Below are 22719 nucleotides of genomic sequence, written 5' to 3'. Positions count from 1 at the left end.
TACTGACTTTACTGAATCAGGGTGAGGAATAATGTCCTCACCCTGTGAAAAGCACCATTAGCCGACGCTAACCATTACCATCGTGGTGTTTCAGAACAATCGAACAAGTATATCGCCCGGCAGGATGAATCGAGATGGTCGTTTCAAAGGTTTCGCCGTTACGATCCAGATAGCGCCGTATGATTTTCAACGCCGGCGACCCGGCCTCCACTCCCAGTTGTTTCGCAATTTTGGCCGGCACGCCAACCGCCGTAATGGTCTGGTGTACTTCCTTGCTTTGCACGCCATAGTGATTTTCGATCAAATCGCTGATCAGCGAAAACGGATCGCTACGAACGAGGCGCCTGACCTTGTCGTAGGCCGCGCTGGCATAGCTGTCCGTCCAGCAAATCGGCGCATCCGGCTTGATGCTGTCCTCCCGAATACTCGCGATATGCAGCCAACGTGACCCCGGTGAGCAACCGATGATTTGCGACAATTCATAATCGGCGACGATCTCATCAATCTTTTTCACCACCCGCAAATTATTCCGGGCCAGCGCCAGCAAATCTTCCAGGTTTGCCAGTGGGTGGTTTGTGTTCCCGTCTCTGGCATCGGTGACGTGGGTCCCGGCCCCCTTACGCCTTGAAATCAGCCCTTGCTCGGTAAGCTCGCGCAGGGCTTCCCGCACGGTGTGTCGGCTGGCCTGATACACCTCACAGAGCGCCTTTTCGGTCGGGAAAAGCGAACCTGCCGGGTACTTGCCGGAAACAATATCCTGCGCCAGCTCGCGGGCAATCCGCTTATAGAGGGACTCTTTCATAAAGATAGATTCTTCGAAAAATTAATGATCGCCATCACAAAGCGGTGAGTAAACACTTCCGCTGGCTATGCGCGCTCGCTATAAATGTCCGTACATTTAAATATGTCCGGACATTTTCATCACCCTTATCGGTCGTCACGGACATACCGTACCGAGACCGTTGCTATCGGTCAGTCTATCACTAAATCACACCCGGGAGGGGTCACTATGGCATCGAATGTTCTTGATTCTATTCTGTTCAGAGACTCGTTCGGCACGCCGGAAATGCGCGCCATCTTTGACGACCACGAATTAATTCGAAAATACGTTGAGGTAGAGATCGCGTTGGCGAAAGCCGAAGCCCGCTGCGGCGTTATCCCGCAGCAGGCCGCCGACGAGATCGCCAACACCTGCAACGCCGACACACTGGATTTTGACCTTCTGCGACATGAAACCGAAATCGTCGGCTACCCGATTTTACCGCTGGTCCATCAGATCTCGAAACAGGCCGGAGCATCTGGCGGCTACGTACACTGGGGCGCGACCACACAAGACATTATGGATACGGCGGTGGTGTTGCAGATCCGCGACGCCTTCGATCTGATCGAGGCGGATATCCGGTCGCTGCGTAGCACGCTCGCCGATCTGGCACGGCGCTACCGCAATACCCCAATGGCGGGCAGAACCCATCTGCAACAGGCATTGCCCATCACCTTCGGTTATAAAGCTGCCATCTGGCTGGATATGTTTGACCGCCACGCTGAACGCCTCGAACAGGCACGCCCGCGCATTCTGGTCGGTGAGTTTGCCGGTGCCGCCGGCACACTGGCCTCGCTGGGTGACAACGGTTTGGCAGTGCAGAAAGCAATGATGGAAGAGCTGAAACTGGGCGTGCCGACCTCGACCTGGCATGTGGCACGCGACGGTTTCGCTGAAGCGGTGAATTTGCTGGCCGTCATCACCGGATCGCTGGGGAAAATCGCCTATGACGTCATGCTGCTGGCCTCCAACGAATTTGGCGAACTGTATGAACCCTTCGTCAAAGGCCGCGGTGCCAGCAGCACCATGCCGCAAAAACGTAACCCGATCTCCAGCGAACTGATGCTGGCCTGCGCCAAAGGGGTACGCCAACACGCCGGCTTAATGCTGGATGCGATGGTGCAGGATCTGGAACGCGCCACCGGTCCGTGGCACGCCGAATGGATCGCGATTCCGGAAAGTTTTGTGCTGGCCGCCGGTGCGCTCAATCAGGCTAAATTCATGCTCGGTGGCCTGATTGTCGACGAACAGGCGATGGCGAAAAACCTCGATATGACCAAAGGGTTGATCGTGGCGGAAGCCGTAATGATGGGACTGGCGCCTTACATCGGGCGGCAGGACGCGCACGACATCGTTTATGACGCCTGCCGTATCGTCAATACGCAGGGCGGTCGCCTGGCCGACGTGTTGAACGCCATGCCACAGGTATCCAGCCGCCTCAAACCGGAATTAATCGAGCAGTTGACGGACCCGGTCAATTACCTCGGCATCGCGCCGGAAATGGTTGATCAGGTGCTGGAAAAATCAGCCAAACGGCAATAACTCCCCAGCCAATAACCCGTAAGATTGAGGAGATGATCATGTCATCTGATTCATCTAAGGGAAAATCAATTATCGCCTTTATGGTTCCCCTATTATTGGGAACCATAATCTGGTTTTCCCCTGTGCCCGAAGGATTAACACCGCAGGCATGGCATATGTTTGCCATTTTTCTCGCCACTATCGCCGCCATATTAACCCAGCCGCTGCCCTCCGGCGCGGTCATGATTATTGCGCTATGTGTCGTTATTTTTACGCAGACGCTGCCAGAAGCGAAAGCGCTGGCAGGCTTTTCCAGTGGAACCGTTTGGTTAATCTTCTGCGCGTATATTCTGTCTCTGGGATTCGTCACCTCCGGTCTTGGCAAAAGAATCGCCTATAAAATGCTGTCGTTATTCGGTGGCAGTAGCTTGGGCATTGCCTATTCATTAGGGGTTTCCGACCTGATTATGGCACCGGCCATGCCGTCGGTCACCGCACGCTCTGGAGGCATTATTTTCCCCATCGTGCGCTCCATCAACGAAGTCTTGGGTTCCACACCGGGTGAGTCAGGGAAAAAAATCGGTGATTTCCTGATCATGGTTTGTTTCCAGTTCACCCCGATAACCGGTGCCATTTTTCTGACGGGGATGGCGGCGAATCCGCTGGTTGGCAGCCTGGCGAAATCCTCGCTGAACGTCGAAATCACTTGGGGAAGTTGGTTTATCGCTGCTGTAGTACCAGCCATGGTGTGTTTCTGCCTGATGCCGCTGCTGGTCTACAAGTTGCTAAACCCCGCACTCAAGCGCACCCCGGAAGCCAGACAAATGGGGAAACAGGCACTCGCTGAACTGGGAACGATGACGCACGCCGAGAAAAAAGTCGCGCTGGGATTTCTGCTGGCGCTGATTGGTTGGGGAACCAGCCTGATTACCGGACTATCAGCCACTGCCGTTGGGCTGGGCCTTGCCGCCTATCTGTTTGCATCACACGCAGTTGACTGGAAAGCCCTGCTCAAAGACCACGCTGCCTGGGATACCGTCATTTGGTTTAGCGTAATCATTAGCCTGGCTGGCGGTTTGTCCGATTTGGGCTTCATCAAATGGATGACGATTAAAATGGGCGGTGCCATTCACGGCTTCGGCGCGATGGGCACGTTTATCTTACTTGGGCTGCTCTATATTTACGTCCATTACCTGTTCGCTACCGCGACCGGCCATGTCGCCGCGCTGTACGCACCTTTTGCCGCCACCGCGATTGCTGCCGGCGCACCTCCGGTGATGGTGGCAATATGCTTTGGCATTTTCAGCAACCTGATGTGGGGAAATACCGAATACGGCGGCGGGCCGGGGCCGATTTATTTCGCTCAAGGCTATTTTGAACGGCCGCGGTTTTACAAAATCAATTTATGCGTGGTAACGGTCAATGTCATCGTGACCTTTGCCGTCGGGCTGATGTGGTGGAATCTACTGGGGTATTACTGACTTGACTGAATCAGGGTGAGGAATAATGTCCTCACCCTGTGGTCACCATGATGTGGGTACATCACGGCTTTGGCATTAACGCATAGTCACAAACTCTTCCGCTGCCGTTGGGTGAATCGCTACGGTGTTATCGAAGTCTTGTTTGGTCGCGCCCATCTTCACCGCCACCGCGAAGCCTTGCAGGATTTCATCCATCCCGAAGCCAATACCGTGCACGCCGACAATTTTCTCTTCCGGCCCCACACACACCAGTTTCATCCGGCATGGCTGACGATGCTGCGTCACTGCGGTATACATAGCCGTAAAGGCAGATTTGTAGACTTTCACCTGATCGTCGCCGTACTGCTCACGCGCCTGCGGTTCGGTTAATCCGATAGTGCCGATCGGCGGGTGGCTGAATACGACAGTCGGGATATTGCTGTAATCCAGATGCTCGTCCGGCTTGTTGTTAAACAAGCGCTCAGACAAACGGCGACCCGCCGCCACGGCGACCGGCGTCAGCTCAACGGCACCGGTATTGTCACCCACCGCGTAGATACCCGGCACAGTGGTGTTCTGGAATTTATCCACCACGATGTAGCCCTTGTTGTTCAGTACGACACCTGCCGCTTCCAGGTTTACCTTATCGTTCGCCGGTTCACGACCAATCGCCCAGATCAGGCAATCCACGGTGTGTTCATGCCCGCTTTCCAGTTGCAGCGTCAGGCTACCGTCGGCATTTTTCACCACCGCTTTCGGGATGGACTCAGTATGCAGCGCCGGGCCTTCGGTGGTCATCACTTCCACCAACGTTTCCACAATCAGCGGGTCGAACTGGCGCAGCGGCGCGTGTTTGCGCACGAACAGGTGAACGTCAGAGCCGAGCGCATTCAACACGCCGGCGATTTCCACCGCGATGTAACCGGCGCCCACGACGGCAACCCTCGGCGGCAGCGCGGTCAGCTCAAAGAAGCCATCGGAATCAATGCCGTATTCCGCACCGGGAATGTCCGGGCGCGTCGGGCGGCCGCCGGTGGCGATCAGAATATGGTCGGCGGTGATGCGCTCACCGTTCACTTCCACGGTTTTCGCATCCACAAAACGGGCAAAGCCCTGAATCACATCGACCTGATTTTTCCCCAGCACATTATTGTAGGACTGGTGGATACGGTCGATGTAAGCGCTGCGGTTTTTCAGCAACGTATCCCAATTGAACTGATTGACGGTGACATCAAAGCCATAATCCGGCCCGTAGTGGTGAATGGCTTCGGCGATCTGCGCCGCATGCCACATCACTTTCTTCGGCACGCACCCGACGTTGACGCAGGTGCCGCCCAGATGTTTGGCTTCAATCAGCGCACATTTCTTGCCGTACATGGCCGCACGGTTGATGGAGGCAATACCGCCGCTGCCGCCACCAATGGCGAGATAGTCATAATGTCTGGTCATCAGGGCTCCACGCTTGCTTTCGATAAACGTTCGATAAAAGTAAATAGGCCGTACCCGCCGCCATCTCTGCGACGGGCGCCTTACAGTTCATGCTCTGGCTGGGCGCAAAACGTTACGCCGGCGAAAAGTGTAACGCCAGCAATCGGTATCCGGCAAAGACAGAAAGCGGGATTGTATGAAGAAATGCGTAGCGGTTCGCAACGGTTTTGAAAATCGGTGCGATAGGTAAAACCGGCTATCGTCGGCTTTACAGGTCAATCATCCCCCCATCACCGTGTCAAACAGCAACCGGTTCAACGTCTGGTCCATGCCCGCCAGCGTCGCATCCAGTACGTGCCGTTCGCGCACTCACACCAGATTCATCTTCCATATTTTTCTCTCATTATCCTTTTACACACACCACCTGCCGCAGCGTGTGAACAATCTCGACCAGCGACGCCTGCGCCGCCATCACGGCATCAATGTCTTTGTACGCCATGGGAATTTCATCAATCACGTCATGGTCCTTTCGACATTCGACGTGGGCTGTCGCCCGAACGTGGTCTTCAACCGTAAACTGCTTTTTTGCCGCCGTTCGGCTCATGGTGCGCCCGGCGCCATGGCTACAGGAACAAAAGCTCTCTTGATTGCCCAAACCACGCACAATGAAACTTTTTGCTCCCATCGAGCCGGGAATAATCCCCATCTGCCCACGGTGGGCCGATACCGCGCCCTTACGCGTGACCAGCACCGGCTCGCCAAAATGTGTTTCCTGTTGTACATAATTGTGGTGGCAATCCACCGCCGCCTGCCGGGCGGTAAACGGCTTGGGAACCACCTGTGCCAATGCCTGCAGCACCTGTTCCATCATCACCTCGCGATTATGGCGCGCATAACCCTGTGCCCAGCCAACCGCATGCATATAGTCATCGAAATGACGGCTACCTTCGGCGAAATACGCCAAATTACGGTCCGGTAGATTCGCAATATGCTGCCGCATGTCTTGCTGCGCCAACGTGATAAACACATTGCCGATGGCATTGCCGATACCACGGGAACCGCTGTGCAGCATCACCCACACCCGATCCGCTTCATCGAGACACAATTCGATAAAATGGTTACCGGTTCCGAGCGTACCCAGGTGGTGGTAATTGTTGGTTTTCAGCAACGACGGATAGTGTTCGGTAATACGTTTGAACCCGGCATCCAGTTGCCGCCAGTGGGCATCAACGCGCGGCGGCGGTTGATGCCATGCACCTTTATCCCGTCCACCACGATTCACGCTACGCCCATGAGGAACCGCCTGCTCAATGGCGTTGCGAATACCCAACAGAGTGTCCGGTAAATCGGCGGCAACCAGCGAAGTTCGTACCGCCATCATGCCGCAACCGATATCCACCCCCACCGCGGCCGGAATAATGGCGCCGCGAGTGGGTATCACACTGCCGATCGTAGACCCCTTGCCGAGATGGACATCCGGCATCACCGCCAGATGACTGAAAATAAACGGCATCTTCGCCGTATTCAGTAATTGTTCGCGGGCCTCAGGCTCGACCGGAACACCGTGCGTCCACATTTTTACCGGTACGCCATGCGGCGCATCCAGCACCTGATAATCGTTATGCATGGTGCAAATCCCTTAATTTATTTTTAATTCAAATAGTTATTTTTATTTAACGTTAACGCCGTGCCGGTTACCAGGCGGCGTTATAGCCTTCGGTGTCCATCACGGCCAGCGAAACCAGCGCTATTCCGTAACCCGTCAATTGCTGCTCCAGTTGCTCACTGACCTGCGCCCCAACGGTATGTTTCCGGGTCAGCAGTTCATCAAAAGTATGCCTTCCCACCACATCCCGCAGCACAACCTGTAAAGCCCGGCATAGATGCGCTTCTGGTTGCGCCAACTGCGTAAACGCGGCCAGAACATCGCTGTAGCGCCAGTTCGCCAATAACGTCAGACGCACGCTGATCCGATCTGCCGTCAGCACCTCGATATCTTCAACATCCAGCGCCTGTAAGCGCGTGTCCACCATCGTCACACTCACACTACGATTGAAACGCCAGTAGCCATGATTACCCGGCGGCAACAGTACCGAAGGCTGCCCATTAAGATGCAAAATCCCAACATGCCATGTCGGTACCGCAGCGACCAATACGCCGGCATCACCGGCGACCACCTGCCCACGTAAGTCGGGCTGCATGAATGCCGGCAACAGCCTTGCCGGCACCTGAGTCTCATTGACGGAAATACGCTCGATAGCCTGCCGTTCATCCCGACGCCAGTACAAACGCCGTGTCCCCGGCGGCAAAATCTCACACAGGTGTTCGCGGTCATAGCGCAAGCCAATTTCATCATCCGCCATATCCGCCGGCAGGCAGTAGCGCGCAACCCACTCCGGATGAAACCGACGTAGATGTTCGGCAAGCGCGGTTTCAACCCTGGAACCATCCTGCTCGATGAACGCCACCGTCCGTTTCCGTGGCCAACCCAATACGATATGAGCACCCGTTTCCAGGACTCGCCGCACGTTGCCGTTTTGGCTGAGTAAACCGAGTTGCCCTTTTCTTATTGTTATTTTCTTGAACATCTTCTTTTTAATCCCTTTCATAAAATATCCGGGAACAACATCACCGGCTCCCCCAGCCGTAACCGGGTATGCTTCCCTCCCTGTGTATAGCCCCGGTATTTTTGCCAAAACCGTGCCAGTCTTTTCTTATTTGACAATATAAATTTAAGACAATGATTTATAATGATTTTATTCAAAACCCTTCTATCCTGTTAATCATTAACCCGGTAAAGTAATATCCGAAAAGATAAGGACTTATAAAAAAGGATAAGCATGAAGCGCAGAGTGATGATCGGCGTGCTGGGCACGGCGTTGGATAAACGCGGGAAACGGCAAAATCGCTGGAATCGATGGCGGCCGACCATCGCCGCCTGCCAGCAGCCGGATCTGCCGATTGACCGACTGGAATTGCTCTATCAGCCACGCAGTTTCGGGCTGGCACAACAGGTTCAGGAAGATATAAGCCAGATATCGCCTGCCACCACGGTGAATCTGCATGAGGTTGAACTGACCGACCCCTGGGACTTCGAAGAGGTCTACACCACGTTTCTCGACTTCGCGGCGCACTACCCGTTCGATACGGAAAACGAAGAATATCTGGTACATATTACGACCGGCACGCATGTGGTACAGATTTGCTGGTTCCTGCTGACGGAAGCGCGATACCTGCCGGCCCGGCTGCTGCAAACCAGCCCGTCGGACCATGACGACGCAACACCGTCTCCCGCCGGGCAGTACACCGTTATTGACCTCGATCTTAGCCGTTACACCGCCATTACCAGCCGATTCCTGCGGGAACAACAAGCATCCGTCTCATTTCTGAAAGCGGGTATCGCCACCCGTAATGCAACGTTTAACCGCATCATCGACCAAATTGAACGGGTTGCCCTGCGTTCTTCCGCGCCCATTTTGTTAACCGGCCCCACCGGCGCAGGCAAATCTTTTCTGGCCAACCGTATTTATCAGCTCAAGGCATCGCGCCATCAGGTCAATGGAAAGTTTGTCGCCGTCAATTGCGCCACACTGCGCGGCGATAACGCGATGTCGACGTTGTTTGGTCACGTTCGCGGCGCATTCACCGGGGCACAACAATCACGGGCAGGGCTGTTGCGGGAAGCCGACGGTGGAATCCTGTTTCTTGATGAAATCGGTGAGTTGGGGCCGGACGAACAGGCGATGCTGCTGAAAGCGATAGAAGAAAAACGCTTTCTGCCGTTTGGTTCCGATAAAGAAGTCAGCAGCGATTTTCAGTTGATTGCCGGCACTCACCGGGATATGCCGCATTGGGTGGAGGCCGGGTATTTTCGTGAAGACCTGTACGCTCGCATCAATATGTGGACTTTTCCGCTACCGGGTCTGGCGCAACGTTGTGAAGATATCGAACCTAATCTGGACTTCGAGTTACACCGTTTTGCCCAACAGCAACAAATCCAGGTGCGGTTCGATAAAGAAGCGCGCCAGCGTTTTCTGGCCTTTGCCTGTTCGGAGCACGCCAGTTGGCGGGGCAACTTTCGCGAGCTGGGTGCCAGCGTACACCGTATGGCGACGCTATCCGAGCAAGGGCGCATTAATACCGCGCTGGTAGATGAAGAAATTCAACGTCTTAAACAGCAATGGCGCAGCACAACCGCCAATACGATATTGCCGGCCCACCTCGGTGAGCTGGATATCTTCGAGCAGTGCCAGCTTGAGCGAGTGTTAGAGGTATGCCGACAAGCCCACAGCTTGTCGGAAGCCGGACGTACACTATTTGCCGTTTCGCGCCGACAAAAAAAACAGCCCAACGACGCCGACAGGCTACGTAAGTATCTGGCTCGCTTTGGGTTGAGCTGGGATGACGTGAAAAACACCGCATCGATATAAAGGGAGTCACATGGAACTGATTTTTCTCGGCACCAACGCGGGTGTGCCCACTAAAGAGCGTAACGTCACCGGCATCGCGCTCGACTTGCACGGTATTCGCCCGGCGTTCTGGCTGTTTGACTGTGGTGAAGGCACTCAGCACCAGATTTTGCGCACCCCAATCAAACCCGGCAAGCTGGAGAAGATTTTCATCACCCATCTGCACGGTGACCATCTGTTCGGGCTGCCCGGTTTACTGTGTTCACGCTCCATGGCCGGCGTCGAAACACCGCTGACGCTCTACGGCCCGACCGGGCTGAAAACCTTCGTCGAAACCGCGCTGACGCTGAGCGGCTCCTGGCTGACCTATCCGCTGGAAGTGGTGGAAATCGTTCCCGGCACCGTGTTTGAGGATCATCAATTTAGGGTGACCGCGCATGAACTGTCGCACACCCTGTATTGCGTGGGATACCGCATTGAGGAGCTCCCCAAACCGGGCGCGCTGGATGTGGAAAAACTGGCGGCGCAGGGCGTCAAACCCGGTGCTTATTTCCAGCAGTTAAAACGCGGGGAAACAGTCACCCTCGATGACGGGCGGGTACTCAACGGCTGGGATTACCTCGGCCCTGGCTTGCCGGGCAAATCGCTGGCGATTTTCGGCGATACCCGCCCAACGCCGGAAGCACTCAAGCTGGCTGCGGGGGTCGACGTCATGGTGCATGAAGCCACGGTGGAAGGGGCAATGGCGGAGCGCGCCAACGAACGCGGGCACTCCACCACCCTGCAAACCGCCGCCACCGCACGAGACGCTGGCGCGAAGCGGTTGATCATCACCCACTTCAGCGCCCGCTATGGCCGGGAAGATCTGGAACGGCTGCGTCAGGAATGTCAGACGCTGTTTCCGGCAACCGAAGTCGCCACCGATTTGGCTACCTTTCGGGTATAACGACGGGCAGCGCCTCGCTCAGTTAAGCCGCACGCTTACTCCGGCACCACCCACTCAACCAACGCGTGGCCGGTGCCAGCCGGCACCAGCGCCTGATGCAGCCACGGCAGCACGCTTTTCATCTGGGATTCCAGTTTCCACGGCGGGTTGATGACAATCATGCCGGAGGCGGTCATACCGTGGCGATCGCTGTCCGGCAGCACCGCCAGTTCAATTTGCAGAATACGGCGAATGCCGGTGTCTTCCAGATCTTTCAGCAGACGTTTGATGTGCTGACGCAGCACCACCGGATACCACAGCGCATACACGCCGGTGGCAAAGCGGCGATACCCTTCCTGAATGCCTTTCACCACCGCCTGATAATCGGTTTTCAGTTCATAGGGCGGGTCGATCAGAATCAATCCGCGACGCGACAGCGGCGGCAACTGCGCCTTCAACTGCTGGTAGCCGTCTTCACGCACCACCCGCGCCCGGTCGTCACGCAGAAACTCCTGACGCAACAACGGAAAATCACTGGGGTGCAGCTCGGTCAGATGCATTTTGTCCTGATCGCGCAACAACTGACGGGCAATCAGCGGCGAACCGGGGTAATAACGCAGCTTGTCGCCGGAATTATAGGAGCGCACCACCTGCATATACGGTTCCAGCTCCGCCGGAATATCGTCCCGCTGCCAGATGCGGCCAATGCCGTCGAGGTATTCACCGGTGCGCTCGGCGTGTTCGCTCTGTAACTGATAACGACCCGCGCCGGAATGCGTATCCAGATACAGGAACGGTTTGTCCTTCTCTTTCAGCGCGTTAATGATCAGGCTCTGGACAGTGTGCTTCAGCACGTCGGCATGATTGCCGGCATGAAAACTGTGGCGATAACTCAGCATAACGAATGGATTTCCGGTCAATGAGGGCGCGTTTGCCGCTAATCGCCATAGTATAAACGGTTAGCGCCGCAAAATACCCCAACAATCGCCGCAATCCACCACGGACGTTGTCTCTCATGGAATAGTACAATAACCGACCTTTTTCGTTATATAATAATTTATACATCGAATATTCGGAAACGACGCTTATGAAAAACCACTTTGGCGACGGTATCCTGGCGGGGCTACACGCCAGTACGCCGCAATCGATGAGCGACATCCGTCATTACTGCGACGATTACCGCCGCGGCTACGTCTGCGGTTACGCACACCAGCGCGCGTCACTGCGGGGAAGGCAACAGGCCGCATTTGAAGCCGGGCAATTATGCCGCCGTTACGGGCTGATGCGCGATATCGTGGCGGAGTTCTTTTCCGACGTCAGCAACCCGTCGCTGATAGCGTGGTTTTACGCCGGTTACGATCAACCATCCTGAACGTCAGAATCACCGCTGATCATCGCTTTTCACCGTCGGCCTTCGCCTGTTGTGCCCCCTGCCATTGATTTTCCCCTCATTACCCCTCATGTTAAGTCATCATTAATAGATTCAGGACTGTGCCATGACCAATCCATTGCTTTCCTCCTATACTCTGCCGCCGTTCTCCCAGATCCAGATTGAACACATCCTCCCCGCCGTACAAGCCGCACTGAACGATTGTCGCCAGACGGTCGAACGTGTGGTGGCGCAGCCGGGGCCGTTCACCTGGGATAACCTGTGTCAGCCGCTGGCGGAAAGTGATGACAGGCTGGGGCGAATTTTCTCCCCAATCAGCCACCTGAATTCGGTTAAAAACAGTCCGGAATTGCGTAGCGCCTATGAACAATGCCTGCCGCTGCTGTCTGAATACGGCACCTGGGTGGGCCAACATGCCGGGTTGTACCGCGCCTACCGCGAGCTGCGTGACGGCGAGCACTACACAAACCTGAGCATCGCGCAGAAAAAAGCGGTGGATAACGCCCTGCGCGACTTCGAACTGTCCGGGATTGCATTGCCGCCGGAACAGCAAAAACGCTACGGCGACATCGCTTCCCGCTTGTCTGAACTGGGTTCGCAGTTCAGCAACAACGTGCTGGACGCCACCATGGGCTGGACCAAACTGATAACCGACGTCAGTGAGCTGGAAGGTCTGCCGGAAAGCGCGCTGGCCGCGGCCAAAGCCCTGGCGGAGGCGAAGGAACAACAGGGCTGGTTGCTGACGCTGGATATCCCAAGCTACCTGCCGGTGATGACATACTGCGCCAATCAGGCGCTGCGTGAAGAGATGTACCGCGCCTATGTGACCCGTGCGTCAGAACAGGGCCCGAACGCCGGTAAGTGGGATAACGGCGAGGTGATGGCCGAAACGCTGGCGCTGCGTCATGAACTGGCGCAACTGCTAGGCTTCGCGAGCTTCGCCGACAAATCGCTGGCCACCAAAATGGCGGAAAACCCGCAGCAGGTGCTGGATTTTCTGACCGATCTGGCTAAACGCGCTCGCCCGCAAGGAGAGCAGGAACTGGCGCAACTGCGCGCCTTCGCCAAAGCACAGTTTGGCGTCGATGAACTGAACCCGTGGGACATTACCTACTACGCCGAACAGCAAAAACAACACCTGTATTCCATCAGCGACGAACAGCTACGCCCGTACTTCCCCGAACCGCGCGTGCTGGAAGGGTTGTTCGAAGTTGTAAAACGTATTTACGGCATCACCGCCAAAGAGCGTCAGGGCGTTGACGTCTGGCATCCGGAAGTGCGTTTCTTCGACCTGTTTGACGAAAGCGGCGAACTGCTGGGGAGCTTCTACCTTGATCTGTACGCCCGCGAACACAAACGCGGCGGTGCCTGGATGGACGATTGCGTCGGCCGTCTGCGCAAAGCCAACGGCGAGCTGCAAAAACCGGTGGCATACCTGACCTGTAACTTCAACCGCCCGGTTAACGGCAAACCCGCGCTGTTTACCCACGATGAAGTCACCACGCTGTTCCACGAATTCGGCCACGGGTTGCACCACATGCTGACCCGTATCGACACCGCCGGGGTTTCCGGCATCAACGGCGTGCCGTGGGATGCGGTCGAACTGCCGAGTCAGTTTATGGAAAACTGGTGCTGGGAGCCGGATGCGCTGGCGTTCATTTCCGGTCACTACGAAACCGGCGAACCGCTGCCGCAAGACATGCTGGACAAGATGCTGGCGGCGAAAAACTATCAGGCAGCGCTGTTCATCCTGCGTCAGTTGGAGTTCGGCCTGTTCGATTTCCGGCTGCACTCCGGTTACAACCCGGCTACCGGCGCACGTGTGCTGGAAACGCTGGCGGAGATAAAAGCGCAGGTTTCCGTAGTGAAAAGCCCGGAATGGAACCGCTTCCCGCACTCATTCAGCCACATCTTCGCCGGTGGTTACGCCGCCGGGTACTACAGCTACCTGTGGGCCGATGTGCTGGCGGCAGACGCGTTCTCCCGTTTTGAAGAAGAAGGCATCTTCAACCGCGACACCGGCCAGTCATTCCTGGAAAACATCCTGTCCCGCGGCGGCTCTGAAGCACCGATGGAACTGTTCAAACGCTTCCGTGGCCGTGAACCCCAACTGGATGCGATGCTGAAACACTACGGCATTCAGGGATGAAAATTGCGTTACTGACCGAAGCCAGCGCCGACCCCGAGGCGCTGGCGGTACTGGCCCAACGCTGGGGGCTGGAAAACGACGCCGACGCCATGCTGGCGTTGGTACTCACCCCCGAGCGGCTGGAACTGCGCAAATGCGATGAGCCGAAGCTCGGCGCCATCTGTGTGGATTTCGTTTCCGGCGCAATGGCGCATCGCCGCCGCTTCGGCGGTGGGCGCGGTGAAGCGGTCGCCAAAGCGGTCGGCATCAAAAAGGACTATTTGCCGGATGTGGTGGACGCCACCGCCGGCCTCGGTCGTGACGCCTTCGTGCTGGCCGCACTTGGTTGCCGGGTACGGATGGTGGAGCGCCACCCGGTAGTGGCGGCGTTGCTGGACAACGGCCTGCAACGCGGCTATCAGGACCCGGAGATCGGTGATTGGCTGCAACAGCGCCTGACGCTACTACACGCCTCCAGCATTGCTGCGTTATCTGCCATTACCCCACCGCCGGACGTGGTCTACCTTGATCCGATGTTTCCCCACCGCCAGAAAAGCGCGCTGGTGAAAAAGGAGATGCGGGTGTTTCAGTCGCTGGTGGGTGCTGACAACGACGCTGACGCCTTGCTGGAACCGGCCCGCCGTCTGGCAAAAAAACGGGTCGTGGTCAAACGCCCGGATTACGCGCCGCCGCTGGCGGGCATACCGGCCCAGTCGGCGCTGGAAACCAAAAGCCACCGGTTCGATTTTTACCTGCCGATGCCACAATAATCCGCTGTTCTGACTGCAGGCTTTACCAGCAGCAGTCAGATCCTGTTTCCGCCATCGCCCCTCAATTCCCCCGCCGCTCGGTTAAGATCGTGCCCGCAAAAGATAGACGGCTAACTGCTATGGCGATATGTTAACCTTATTGCTGAATCCGCTCTTGCGCGCCCGCGCAGCTAATCTATTAAAATAATGATGAAAATAAATAAGTTATCACTGCTGGCACAAGTCTCCGCCGCTCACTGGGTGAGCCATTTTCACATGATGGTGCTACCGGCGTTGATGCCGCTCATCTCCGCACAACGTGGCATCAGTTACGTGGAAATCGGGGTGGCACTCGGCGTATTCAACGTGGTTTCGGCACTGGTGCAAACGCCGATCGGCTTTGCGGTTGACCGCATCGGCCCACGCCGTACGCTGATAGCCGGGCTGACGCTAGGTAGCCTGTGTTTTCTGTCGCTCGGCTTCTTTACCAGCTACAGTTGGATGCTGACGGCCATGGCGCTGGCTGGGCTTGCCAACGCGGTATATCACCCGTCGGACTACGCCCTGTTGTCACGCGGCATTGCCGAAAATCGCATGGGCCGTGCCTTTTCGGTGCATACTTTTTCCGGTTTTCTCGGCACCGCCGTCGCACCGGCGATACTGCTGACGGCCGCCGCCTTCACCAGCATCGAGTTCGCGCTGATCTTATCCGGCCTGCTCGGACTGCTGACCGTACCGATGTTGCTCGGCAAACAAGAGGCATTGCCTGCCGCCGCCACGCACGACAAGAAAGCCGCTGCGCCAAAGGTGGCGGTATTTACCCTGCCCATCCTGTCGCTGCTGGTGCTGTTTATGCTGCTCAACCTGAGCACCAACTCGATTCAAAACTTCTCGGTGACCGCGCTGGTGAACGGTTACGGCATGCCGTTGACCGAAGCCAACCTGGCGCTGACGGCGTTTTTGTTTACCAGCGCCTTCGGCGTGCTGGCGGGCGGCTCACTGGCGGATAAAACCCGGCATCACGGGCTGGTCGCCACCGGTTCGCTGGTGGTCACGGCGGTGCTGGTCGCGATTGTGGCGATATCTACCCTGCCGTCGCTGGCAACCACGCTGATTCTGGGTGTGGCCGGCTTTCTCTCCGGCATTATCGCCCCATCGCGGGATATGCTGGTGCGTAACGCGTCGCCAGCAGGCGCTGAAGGGCGGGTCTTCGGCGTGGTCACCACCGGCTTTAATATCGGTGGTGCCGGCGGCCCGGTGGTGTTTGGCTGGTTGTTGGATCAGGGGCATCCCTCCGCCATTTTCTGGTCGGCGGTTATCTTTATGGTGATTACCGCCGTGATGGCGTTGGCGCAGGAGTGGTACAGCAACCGGCAGCAGGCGCTAACCGCATAAAATATATCAGGATTTAAAAAGCAGAAACCCGCGTCGAACGCGGGTTTCTGTGAGCCCTAAATCAGAAAAATACCGATCAAATATCAATATTCGCCGCTTTCAGGGCGTTTTCTTCGATAAAGGCGCGGCGCGGTTCAACGGCGTCCCCCATCAGAGTGGTAAACAGCTCGTCGGCGGCGATGGCGTCTTTTACCGTCACGCGCAGCATACGGCGGCTTTCCGGGTCCATAGTGGTTTCCCACAGCTGTTCCGGGTTCATCTCACCCAGACCTTTATAGCGCTGAATCGCCAGACCACGGCGCGACTCTTTCACCAGCCAGTCCAGCGCCTGCTCGAAGCTGGCGACCGGCTGTTTACGCTCGCCACGCTCAACAAACGCGCCGTCTTCGATCAAACCACGCAGTTTCTCACCCAACTGGTTGATTTTGCGGTATTCATTGCCCTGAGCAAACATCAGGTCCAGCGCATAGTCGGTGTCTACGCCGTGAGTGCGTATACGTAATACCGGCTCGTGGCGCTCATTGACATGACGCAGGATGAAGCTGTACGTGCTGCCGTGCTGTTCTTTTTCACTGAGGTACTGAATCAGTGCTTCCATCCACGACTGAGCCTCTGCCTGCGAGTTCAGCATCGCTTCCGTCAGAGACGGTTGATAAATCAATGCATTAAGCAGCGCACGCGGGTAACGACGCTCCATACGATCGATCAGCTTCTGTACGCCGTAGTGCCCGGCCACCAGTTTCTCCAGCGGCTCACCGGCCAGTGCCGGCGCATGGGCGTTGGTGTGCAGCGTGGCCCCATCCAGTGCCAGCGCGATCTGGTACTGATCCATCGCCTCGTCGTCTTTGATGTACTGTTCCTGTTTGCCTTTCTTCACCTTGTACAACGGCGGCTGGGCGATGAACACATGGCCACGTTCGACGATTTCCGGCATCTGGCGATAGAAGAAGGTCAGCAACAGAGTACGAATATGAGAACCGTCGACGTCGGCATCGGTCATGATGATGATGTTGTGGTAACGCAGTTTGTCCGGGTTGTACTCGTCGCGACCGATACCGCAACCCAGCGCGGTGATTAGCGTCGCCACTTCCTGCGAAGACAGCATCTTGTCGAAACGCGCTTTTTCCACGTTCAGAATCTTACCTTTCAACGGCAGAATGGCCTGATTCTTACGGTTGCGGCCCTGCTTGGCGGAACCGCCCGCGGAATCACCCTCCACCAGGTACAGTTCGGACAGTGCCGGGTCGCGCTCCTGACAATCTGCCAGCTTGCCCGGCAGGCCGGCCAGATCCAGCGCGCCTTTGCGGCGGGTCATCTCACGCGCTTTGCGCGCAGCTTCACGGGCGCGGGCGGCGTCGATGATCTTACCGACCACGATTTTAGCGTCGTTGGGGTTTTCCATCAGGTAGTCCACCAGACGGTCGTTCATCAGCGATTCCACCGCCGATTTCACCTCTGAAGACACCAGCTTATCTTTGGTCTGGGAAGAGAATTTCGGGTCCGGCACCTTCACCGATACCACCGCAATCAGCCCTTCGCGCGCGTCATCGCCGGTGGCGCTGACTTTGGCTTTCTTGCTGTAGCCTTCCTTGTCCATGTAGTTATTCAGCGTACGGGTCATGGCGGCGCGGAAGCCCGCCAGATGGGTACCGCCGTCACGCTGCGGAATGTTGTTGGTAAAGCAGTAGATATTTTCCTGGAAACCATCGTTCCATTGCATCGCGATTTCCACGCCGATGTCGTCTTTTTCGGCGCTGAAATAGAACACCTGCGGGTGAATCGGCGTCTTGTTGCGGTTCAGATATTCAACAAACGCCTTGATGCCGCCTTCGTAGTGGAAATGGTCGGCTTTGTTTGCTTCGCGCTCGTCACGCAGACGAATCGATACGCCGGAGTTGAGGAACGACAACTCGCGCAGGCGCTTAGCCAGAATGTCGTATTCAAATTCGACCACATTGGTGAAAGTTTCCAGACTCGGCCAGAAACGCACCGTGGTGCCGGTGGCGTCAGCGTCGCCGATCACGCCCAGCGGCGCCTGCGGTTCGCCATGTTTATATTCCTGACGATGAAGTTTGCCTTCACGGCGAATAACCAGTTCCAGCTTCTCGGACAGGGCGTTCACGACCGATACCCCCACCCCGTGCAGACCGCCGGATACCTTGTAGGAGTTGTCGTCGAACTTACCGCCAGCATGCAGCACGGTCATGATCACTTCGGCGGCGGATACGCCCTCTTCTTCGTGGATGCCGGTGGGAATACCACGGCCGTCATCCTGCACCGATACCGAGTTATCCGCATGAATAGTAACGACAATATCTTTACAATAGCCTGCGAGCGCTTCGTCGATAGCGTTGTCCACCACCTCGAATACCATGTGATGCAGACCGGTTCCGTCATCCGTATCACCGATATACATCCCCGGGCGTTTACGGACCGCATCCAGCCCTTTTAATACCTTGATACTTGAGGAGTCATAAGAATTCGACATCAACGTTTCTCGCTCATTTAGTCCTGTGATTGAACGGTTATTTTACCCTGTTCCACGCGGAACATCTTGCCATTTTCGCCCACCATGTCGCTAATCTGCTCAGCGGTGATGGCGCTGACGAACACCTGCGCCTGCGTCGCCTTCAGCCGCTCGGCCAACAGCCGACGGCGGGTGCTGTCCAGCTCGGAGGCGAAGTCGTCGATCAGGTACAGGCACTTCAGTCCGTTTTGCCGGGTCAGGAACTCGCCCTGAGCCAGCCGAAGCGCGCACATCAGCAGCTTGAGCTGGCCGCGGGATAGCATATCCTCCACCGCCACGCCGCCGGCGCGGATACGAAAATCGGCCTTGTGCGGCCCCAGCGCGGTGTAGCCCAACTGCCTGTCGCGCTCGAAATGGCGCTCCAGCAGGTCGGCATAATCACTCTCTTTATCCCAGCCGCGCTGAAAAGAAAAACTTAAGGAAAACTCCGGCAAAAACTGGGCGCAGGTGGACGCGATATCCGCAGCGATAGCGGCGCTGTACTCGGCGCGCCACCGGCTGATACCCTCAGCTAACGGCACCAGTTCCCGATCCCAGGCACGCAGTTGCCCGTAGTGGCTGACCTGACGCAAAGCGGCGTTACGCTGGCGCAACAGCCTTTTCAGATTACTCCAGGCGCTGAAAAAACCAGGTTCGTTGTGAAAACAGCCCCAGTCCAGAAACGCGCGGCGGTATTTAGGGCCGCCGTTAAGCAGGGTGAAACCTTCCGGGGTGATCAGTTGGATAGGCAGCAGTTGCGCCAGCTCAGCCACTTTGTGGCCGTCGCTGCCGTCGATACGCACCGTGCTGTCGCCGTCGCGGTTTTTGCTCAACCCGACAGCGCGCTCACGCTCCAGCCCTTCAATGCGGCCATGCAAAATGAATTCCGCCTGCTCATGACGAATCACCCTCGCGGCCTGAATGCTGCGAAACGCCCGGCCATGCCCCAGTGTGTAAATGGCTTCCAGTACGCTGGTCTTGCCGCTGCCGTTAGCACCCACCAGAAAATTAAAGCCAGGAATCAGTGCCAGATCGGCCGATTCGATATTGCGGAAATCGCGAATAAGAAGACGGGTCAGCGCCATATCACAACCATTTTGCCAGATTTGTTGCCCATACCAGACCGTGTCGCGCCCTTACCGATAACAAAACCCACCACAACGCCGATAACAACACGCCGCACCCAATGGCGCGGCGTGTGGCGGTAGGCAGACGCACAGATAATTTACAGACGCATCGGCATGACCACGTAAGCCGCCGCCTGGCTGGCTGCATCCTCAAGCTGGACGCTGGATACCGAATCGGTCAGCAACATGCGCACCTCTTCGCACTTCAGCGCATTGAGCACATCCAGCACGTAGCTGACGTTAAAGCCGATTTCCATCTCCGTACCACCGTATTCCACATCCAGAATTTCTTCCGCCTCTTCCTGTTCCGGGTTATTGGCGGTGATGCGCAACTGGTTCTGGTTGAGGTACAAGCGTACACCACGGAATTTCTCGTTCGACAGAATGGCCGCACGGGAAAACGCCTGACGCAGTAGATCGCAACTGGCTTCCAGCGTTTTGTCCGGGTTTTTCGGCAACACGCGGCGATAATCCGGGAAGCGGCCATCCACCAGCTTGGAGGTAAAGATAAAATCGCCGACATGGGCGCGAATATTATTGCTGCCAATCTGTAACTGTAACGGCGTGTCGCCGCCATCCAGCAGGCGCACCAGTTCCATCACGCCTTTACGCGGCACGATGACCGAATGCGACGGCAGAGACTGACCGACCGGCATGGCGCAAACCGCCAGACGGTGACCATCGGTGGCAACAGTACGCAACTCCTCGCCGCCGGTTTCAAACAACATACCGTTGAGGTAGTAACGGACATCCTGATGCGCCATCGAGAACTGAGTGGCTTCAATCAGGCGTTTCAGCGTCGCCTGCGGCAAGGTAAACTCCACCTCGCTCTGCCAGTCGTCCAGGTTGGGGAAATCCGCCGCTGGCAGTGTGGACAACGAGAAACGGCTACGCCCGGAACGCACCAACATCCGATCGCCTTCCAGCGTGACGGAAATCTCCGCCCCATCCGGCAGGCCACGGCAAATATCGAATAACTTGCGCGCCGGTACGGTGGTAGCGCCCGGTTCATGGGGCTGCGTCAGCGCCAGATGCGCCACCATCTCCATTTCCAGATCGGTACCGGTCAACGATAACCGGCCTTCGCTGACCTGCAACAACAGGTTGCCCAGAATCGGCAACGTCGGTCGCCCGCCCAGCGGGCTGCTGACCTGTTGCAACGGTTTTAACAGATGCTCACGCTCAACGATAAATTTCATGATGTTATGACGATAAGGTTCGGATTAAATTGGAAAAATCTTCTTTGATGTCGTGACTTTCTTCCCGCAGCTGCTCTATTTTGCGGCAGGCATGCAGCACAGTAGTATGGTCACGGCCACCGAACGCGTCGCCGATCTCCGGCAGGCTATGGTTGGTCAGTTCCTTGGCCAGCGCCATCGCCATCTGACGCGGGCGGGCCACCGAACGTGAACGCCGTTTAGACAACAGGTCGGCCACTTTAATCTTATAGTACTCCGCCACCGTCTTCTGAATATTGTCGATGGTGACCAGTTTTTCCTGCAACGCCAGCAGGTCGCGCAGCGCCTCGCGTACAAAATCGATGGTGATCGAGCGACCGGTAAAATTGGCGTTGGCGATGACACGATTCAGTGCACCTTCCAGTTCACGCACATTAGAACGCAGGCGTTTGGCGATAAAAAACGCCACTTCACCGGGCAGACGGATATCATTCTCGTCCGCTTTCTTCATCAGGATCGCCACACGGGTTTCCAGCTCCGGCGGTTCAATAGCCACGGTCAACCCCCAGCCGAAGCGGGACTTGAGGCGATCTTCCACGCCGTTGATCTCTTTGGGATAACGATCCGACGTCAGGATGATCTGTTGATTGCCTTCCAGCAACGCATTAAATGTGTGGAAAAATTCTTCCTGCGAGCGCTCTTTATTGGCAAAAAACTGAATGTCATCGATCAGCAGCGCGTCCACAGAGCGGTAATAGCGTTTGAATTCTTCGATGGCATTATTCTGCAACGCTTTAACCATATCCTGCACGAAACGCTCGGAATGCATGTACACCACCTTGGCATTCGGCTTGCGGGCTATGATGCCATTACCTACCGCATGCAGCAGATGGGTTTTACCCAGACCGGTACCGCCGTACAAAAACAGTGGGTTATACGCACCACCCGGGTTATCCGCCACCTGACGCGCCGCCGCGCGGGCCAACTGGTTGGATTTACCTTCCACGAAATTGTCGAAGGTGTGCTTGGGGTTCACGTTGGAACGATAGGTGTGTTCAGCCGGTGCCGACGGGGTTTCCCAACTCGGGCGCACCGGTGACGCCACACGCGTCTGAGGAGCGGCTACGGTAGCATTATGGTTGCCGACTGGGGCGACAACTGGCGTTGCCGGCTTACTGCCGACTTCAAAACGTAGCAACGGCGCATCCATGCCGCAGAAATCATTCAACAGTCCATTGATATTATTGATGTATTTATCGCGCACCCAATCCAGCACAAAGCGATTCGGGGCGTAAAGCGCCAGAGTGTTGTCACTCAGTTCCGCCTGCAACGGGCGTATCCACATACTGAATTCTGTGGCAGGTAACTCATCCTGCAAACGGGCAAGACACTGCTGCCAAAGCGAAAGTGACACGGCGGACTCCACTCGAACAAGGTCAATCAAGAAAAGGAACAGACGTTAGTTATGTAACTCATGATTTTTCAGGCACCCGGCTGCGCATGGACACGACTACGCCGGGGTGCGCCGCGCATAAGGCGGCTTTACCGTGACGATCCCGATCCAGAGATCGCTAGCGGGACGGCGGATCATAACCTAAACCACGAAAGAGATCTCCCCTTTCTACACAGTTTCGATCCTTTTTATCCACAGGCTCTTCTTATAGTCTGTGTCAAATTCCGCTT

17 protein-coding genes are annotated in these 22719 nt (G+C 56.4%); 8 read left to right on the top strand and 9 right to left on the bottom strand.

Annotated elements, in window-relative coordinates; genetic code table 11:
- Window positions 1-67 precede the first annotated feature (67 nt).
- Entirely contained in the window at window positions 68-802 is a 735-nt protein-coding gene (locus tag DD586_RS00085) for a GntR family transcriptional regulator (protein ID WP_012882768.1), read from the bottom strand.
- A gap of 207 nt (window positions 803-1009) precedes the next feature.
- Here DD586_RS00085 and DD586_RS00080 point away from each other — a divergent pair, with 207 nt between their 5' ends.
- Together DD586_RS00080 and DD586_RS00075 are read left to right on the top strand one after the other, a co-directional pair.
- Window positions 1010-2362 (top strand): class-II fumarase/aspartase family protein, encoded by a 1353-nt coding sequence (locus tag DD586_RS00080; RefSeq protein WP_012882767.1) that lies wholly within the window; start codon window positions 1010-1012, stop codon window positions 2360-2362.
- Between the two features lie 38 nt (window positions 2363-2400).
- The gene (locus DD586_RS00075; protein WP_012882766.1) at window positions 2401-3822 is read left to right on the top strand and encodes a DASS family sodium-coupled anion symporter; all 1422 of its coding nucleotides are present in this window, start codon (window positions 2401-2403) and stop codon (window positions 3820-3822) included.
- Window positions 3823-3897: 75 nt separating this feature from the next.
- Here the strand turns inward: DD586_RS00075 and gorA are convergent, their stop codons facing one another.
- The 3 genes from gorA to DD586_RS00060 form a co-directional block, all read right to left on the bottom strand.
- Complete coding sequence (gene gorA, locus DD586_RS00070; protein WP_012882765.1) at window positions 3898-5250, bottom strand: glutathione-disulfide reductase; 1353 nt, start codon at window positions 5248-5250, stop codon at window positions 3898-3900.
- Window positions 5251-5632: 382 nt separating this feature from the next.
- A complete protein-coding gene (locus tag DD586_RS00065; RefSeq protein ID WP_012882764.1) occupies window positions 5633-6856 on the bottom strand; it encodes an RtcB family protein in 1224 nt (407 codons plus the stop codon).
- A gap of 67 nt (window positions 6857-6923) precedes the next feature.
- The gene (locus tag DD586_RS00060) at window positions 6924-7838 is read right to left on the bottom strand and encodes an SPFH domain-containing protein (RefSeq protein WP_012882763.1); all 915 of its coding nucleotides are present in this window, start codon (window positions 7836-7838) and stop codon (window positions 6924-6926) included.
- A 231-nt stretch (window positions 7839-8069) separates the two neighbouring features.
- Between DD586_RS00060 and rtcR the strand changes: the two genes are divergently transcribed.
- Both rtcR and rnz read left to right on the top strand, forming a co-directional pair.
- The gene (gene rtcR / locus DD586_RS00055) at window positions 8070-9659 is read left to right on the top strand and encodes an RNA repair transcriptional activator RtcR (RefSeq protein WP_012882762.1); all 1590 of its coding nucleotides are present in this window, start codon (window positions 8070-8072) and stop codon (window positions 9657-9659) included.
- 10 nt (window positions 9660-9669) lie between these two features.
- Entirely contained in the window at window positions 9670-10584 is a 915-nt protein-coding gene (gene rnz / locus DD586_RS00050) for a ribonuclease Z (protein ID WP_012882761.1), read from the top strand.
- A 35-nt stretch (window positions 10585-10619) separates the two neighbouring features.
- On the opposite strand, the gene DD586_RS00045 is transcribed toward rnz, so the two are convergent.
- A complete protein-coding gene (locus DD586_RS00045; protein ID WP_012882760.1) occupies window positions 10620-11462 on the bottom strand; it encodes a 23S rRNA (adenine(2030)-N(6))-methyltransferase RlmJ in 843 nt (280 codons plus the stop codon).
- 188 nt (window positions 11463-11650) lie between these two features.
- Here DD586_RS00045 and DD586_RS00040 point away from each other — a divergent pair, with 188 nt between their 5' ends.
- From DD586_RS00040 to DD586_RS00025, 4 genes are all read left to right on the top strand, one after another.
- Complete coding sequence (locus DD586_RS00040; protein WP_012767792.1) at window positions 11651-11935, top strand: DUF2623 family protein; 285 nt, start codon at window positions 11651-11653, stop codon at window positions 11933-11935.
- 124 nt (window positions 11936-12059) lie between these two features.
- Window positions 12060-14102: an oligopeptidase A gene (gene prlC, locus DD586_RS00035; protein ID WP_012882759.1), complete on the top strand. Its 2043-nt coding sequence runs from the start codon at window positions 12060-12062 to the stop codon at window positions 14100-14102.
- A complete protein-coding gene (gene rsmJ, locus DD586_RS00030; RefSeq protein WP_012882758.1) occupies window positions 14099-14851 on the top strand; it encodes a 16S rRNA (guanine(1516)-N(2))-methyltransferase RsmJ in 753 nt (250 codons plus the stop codon). The genes prlC and rsmJ overlap by 4 nt, the downstream gene beginning before the upstream one ends.
- Before the next feature lie 189 nt (window positions 14852-15040).
- Window positions 15041-16225, top strand: a complete 1185-nt coding sequence (locus DD586_RS00025) for an MFS transporter (protein WP_012882757.1) — start codon at window positions 15041-15043, stop codon at window positions 16223-16225.
- Window positions 16226-16301: 76 nt separating this feature from the next.
- Here DD586_RS00025 and gyrB read toward each other — a convergent pair whose 3' ends face one another.
- The 4 genes from gyrB to dnaA form a co-directional block, all read right to left on the bottom strand.
- Window positions 16302-18713, bottom strand: coding sequence for a DNA topoisomerase (ATP-hydrolyzing) subunit B (gene gyrB / locus DD586_RS00020; protein ID WP_012882756.1), 2412 nt, complete (start codon window positions 18711-18713; stop codon window positions 16302-16304).
- Between the two features lie 17 nt (window positions 18714-18730).
- Window positions 18731-19816, bottom strand: a complete 1086-nt coding sequence (recF, locus tag DD586_RS00015; RefSeq protein WP_012882755.1) for a DNA replication/repair protein RecF — start codon at window positions 19814-19816, stop codon at window positions 18731-18733.
- Between the two features lie 140 nt (window positions 19817-19956).
- Window positions 19957-21057: a DNA polymerase III subunit beta gene (dnaN, locus tag DD586_RS00010; RefSeq protein ID WP_012882754.1), complete on the bottom strand. Its 1101-nt coding sequence runs from the start codon at window positions 21055-21057 to the stop codon at window positions 19957-19959.
- Window positions 21058-21061: 4 nt separating this feature from the next.
- A complete protein-coding gene (gene dnaA, locus DD586_RS00005) occupies window positions 21062-22450 on the bottom strand; it encodes a chromosomal replication initiator protein DnaA (protein ID WP_012882753.1) in 1389 nt (462 codons plus the stop codon).
- Between the last annotated feature and the right edge of the window lie 269 nt (window positions 22451-22719).

Origin of the sequence: Dickeya parazeae Ech586 (assembly GCF_000025065.1) — a bacterium.
GTDB lineage: Bacteria > Pseudomonadota > Gammaproteobacteria > Enterobacterales > Enterobacteriaceae > Dickeya > Dickeya zeae.
The sequence above is the reverse complement of the archived record's forward strand: the minus strand, read 5'-3'. Positions and strand labels throughout refer to the sequence as shown.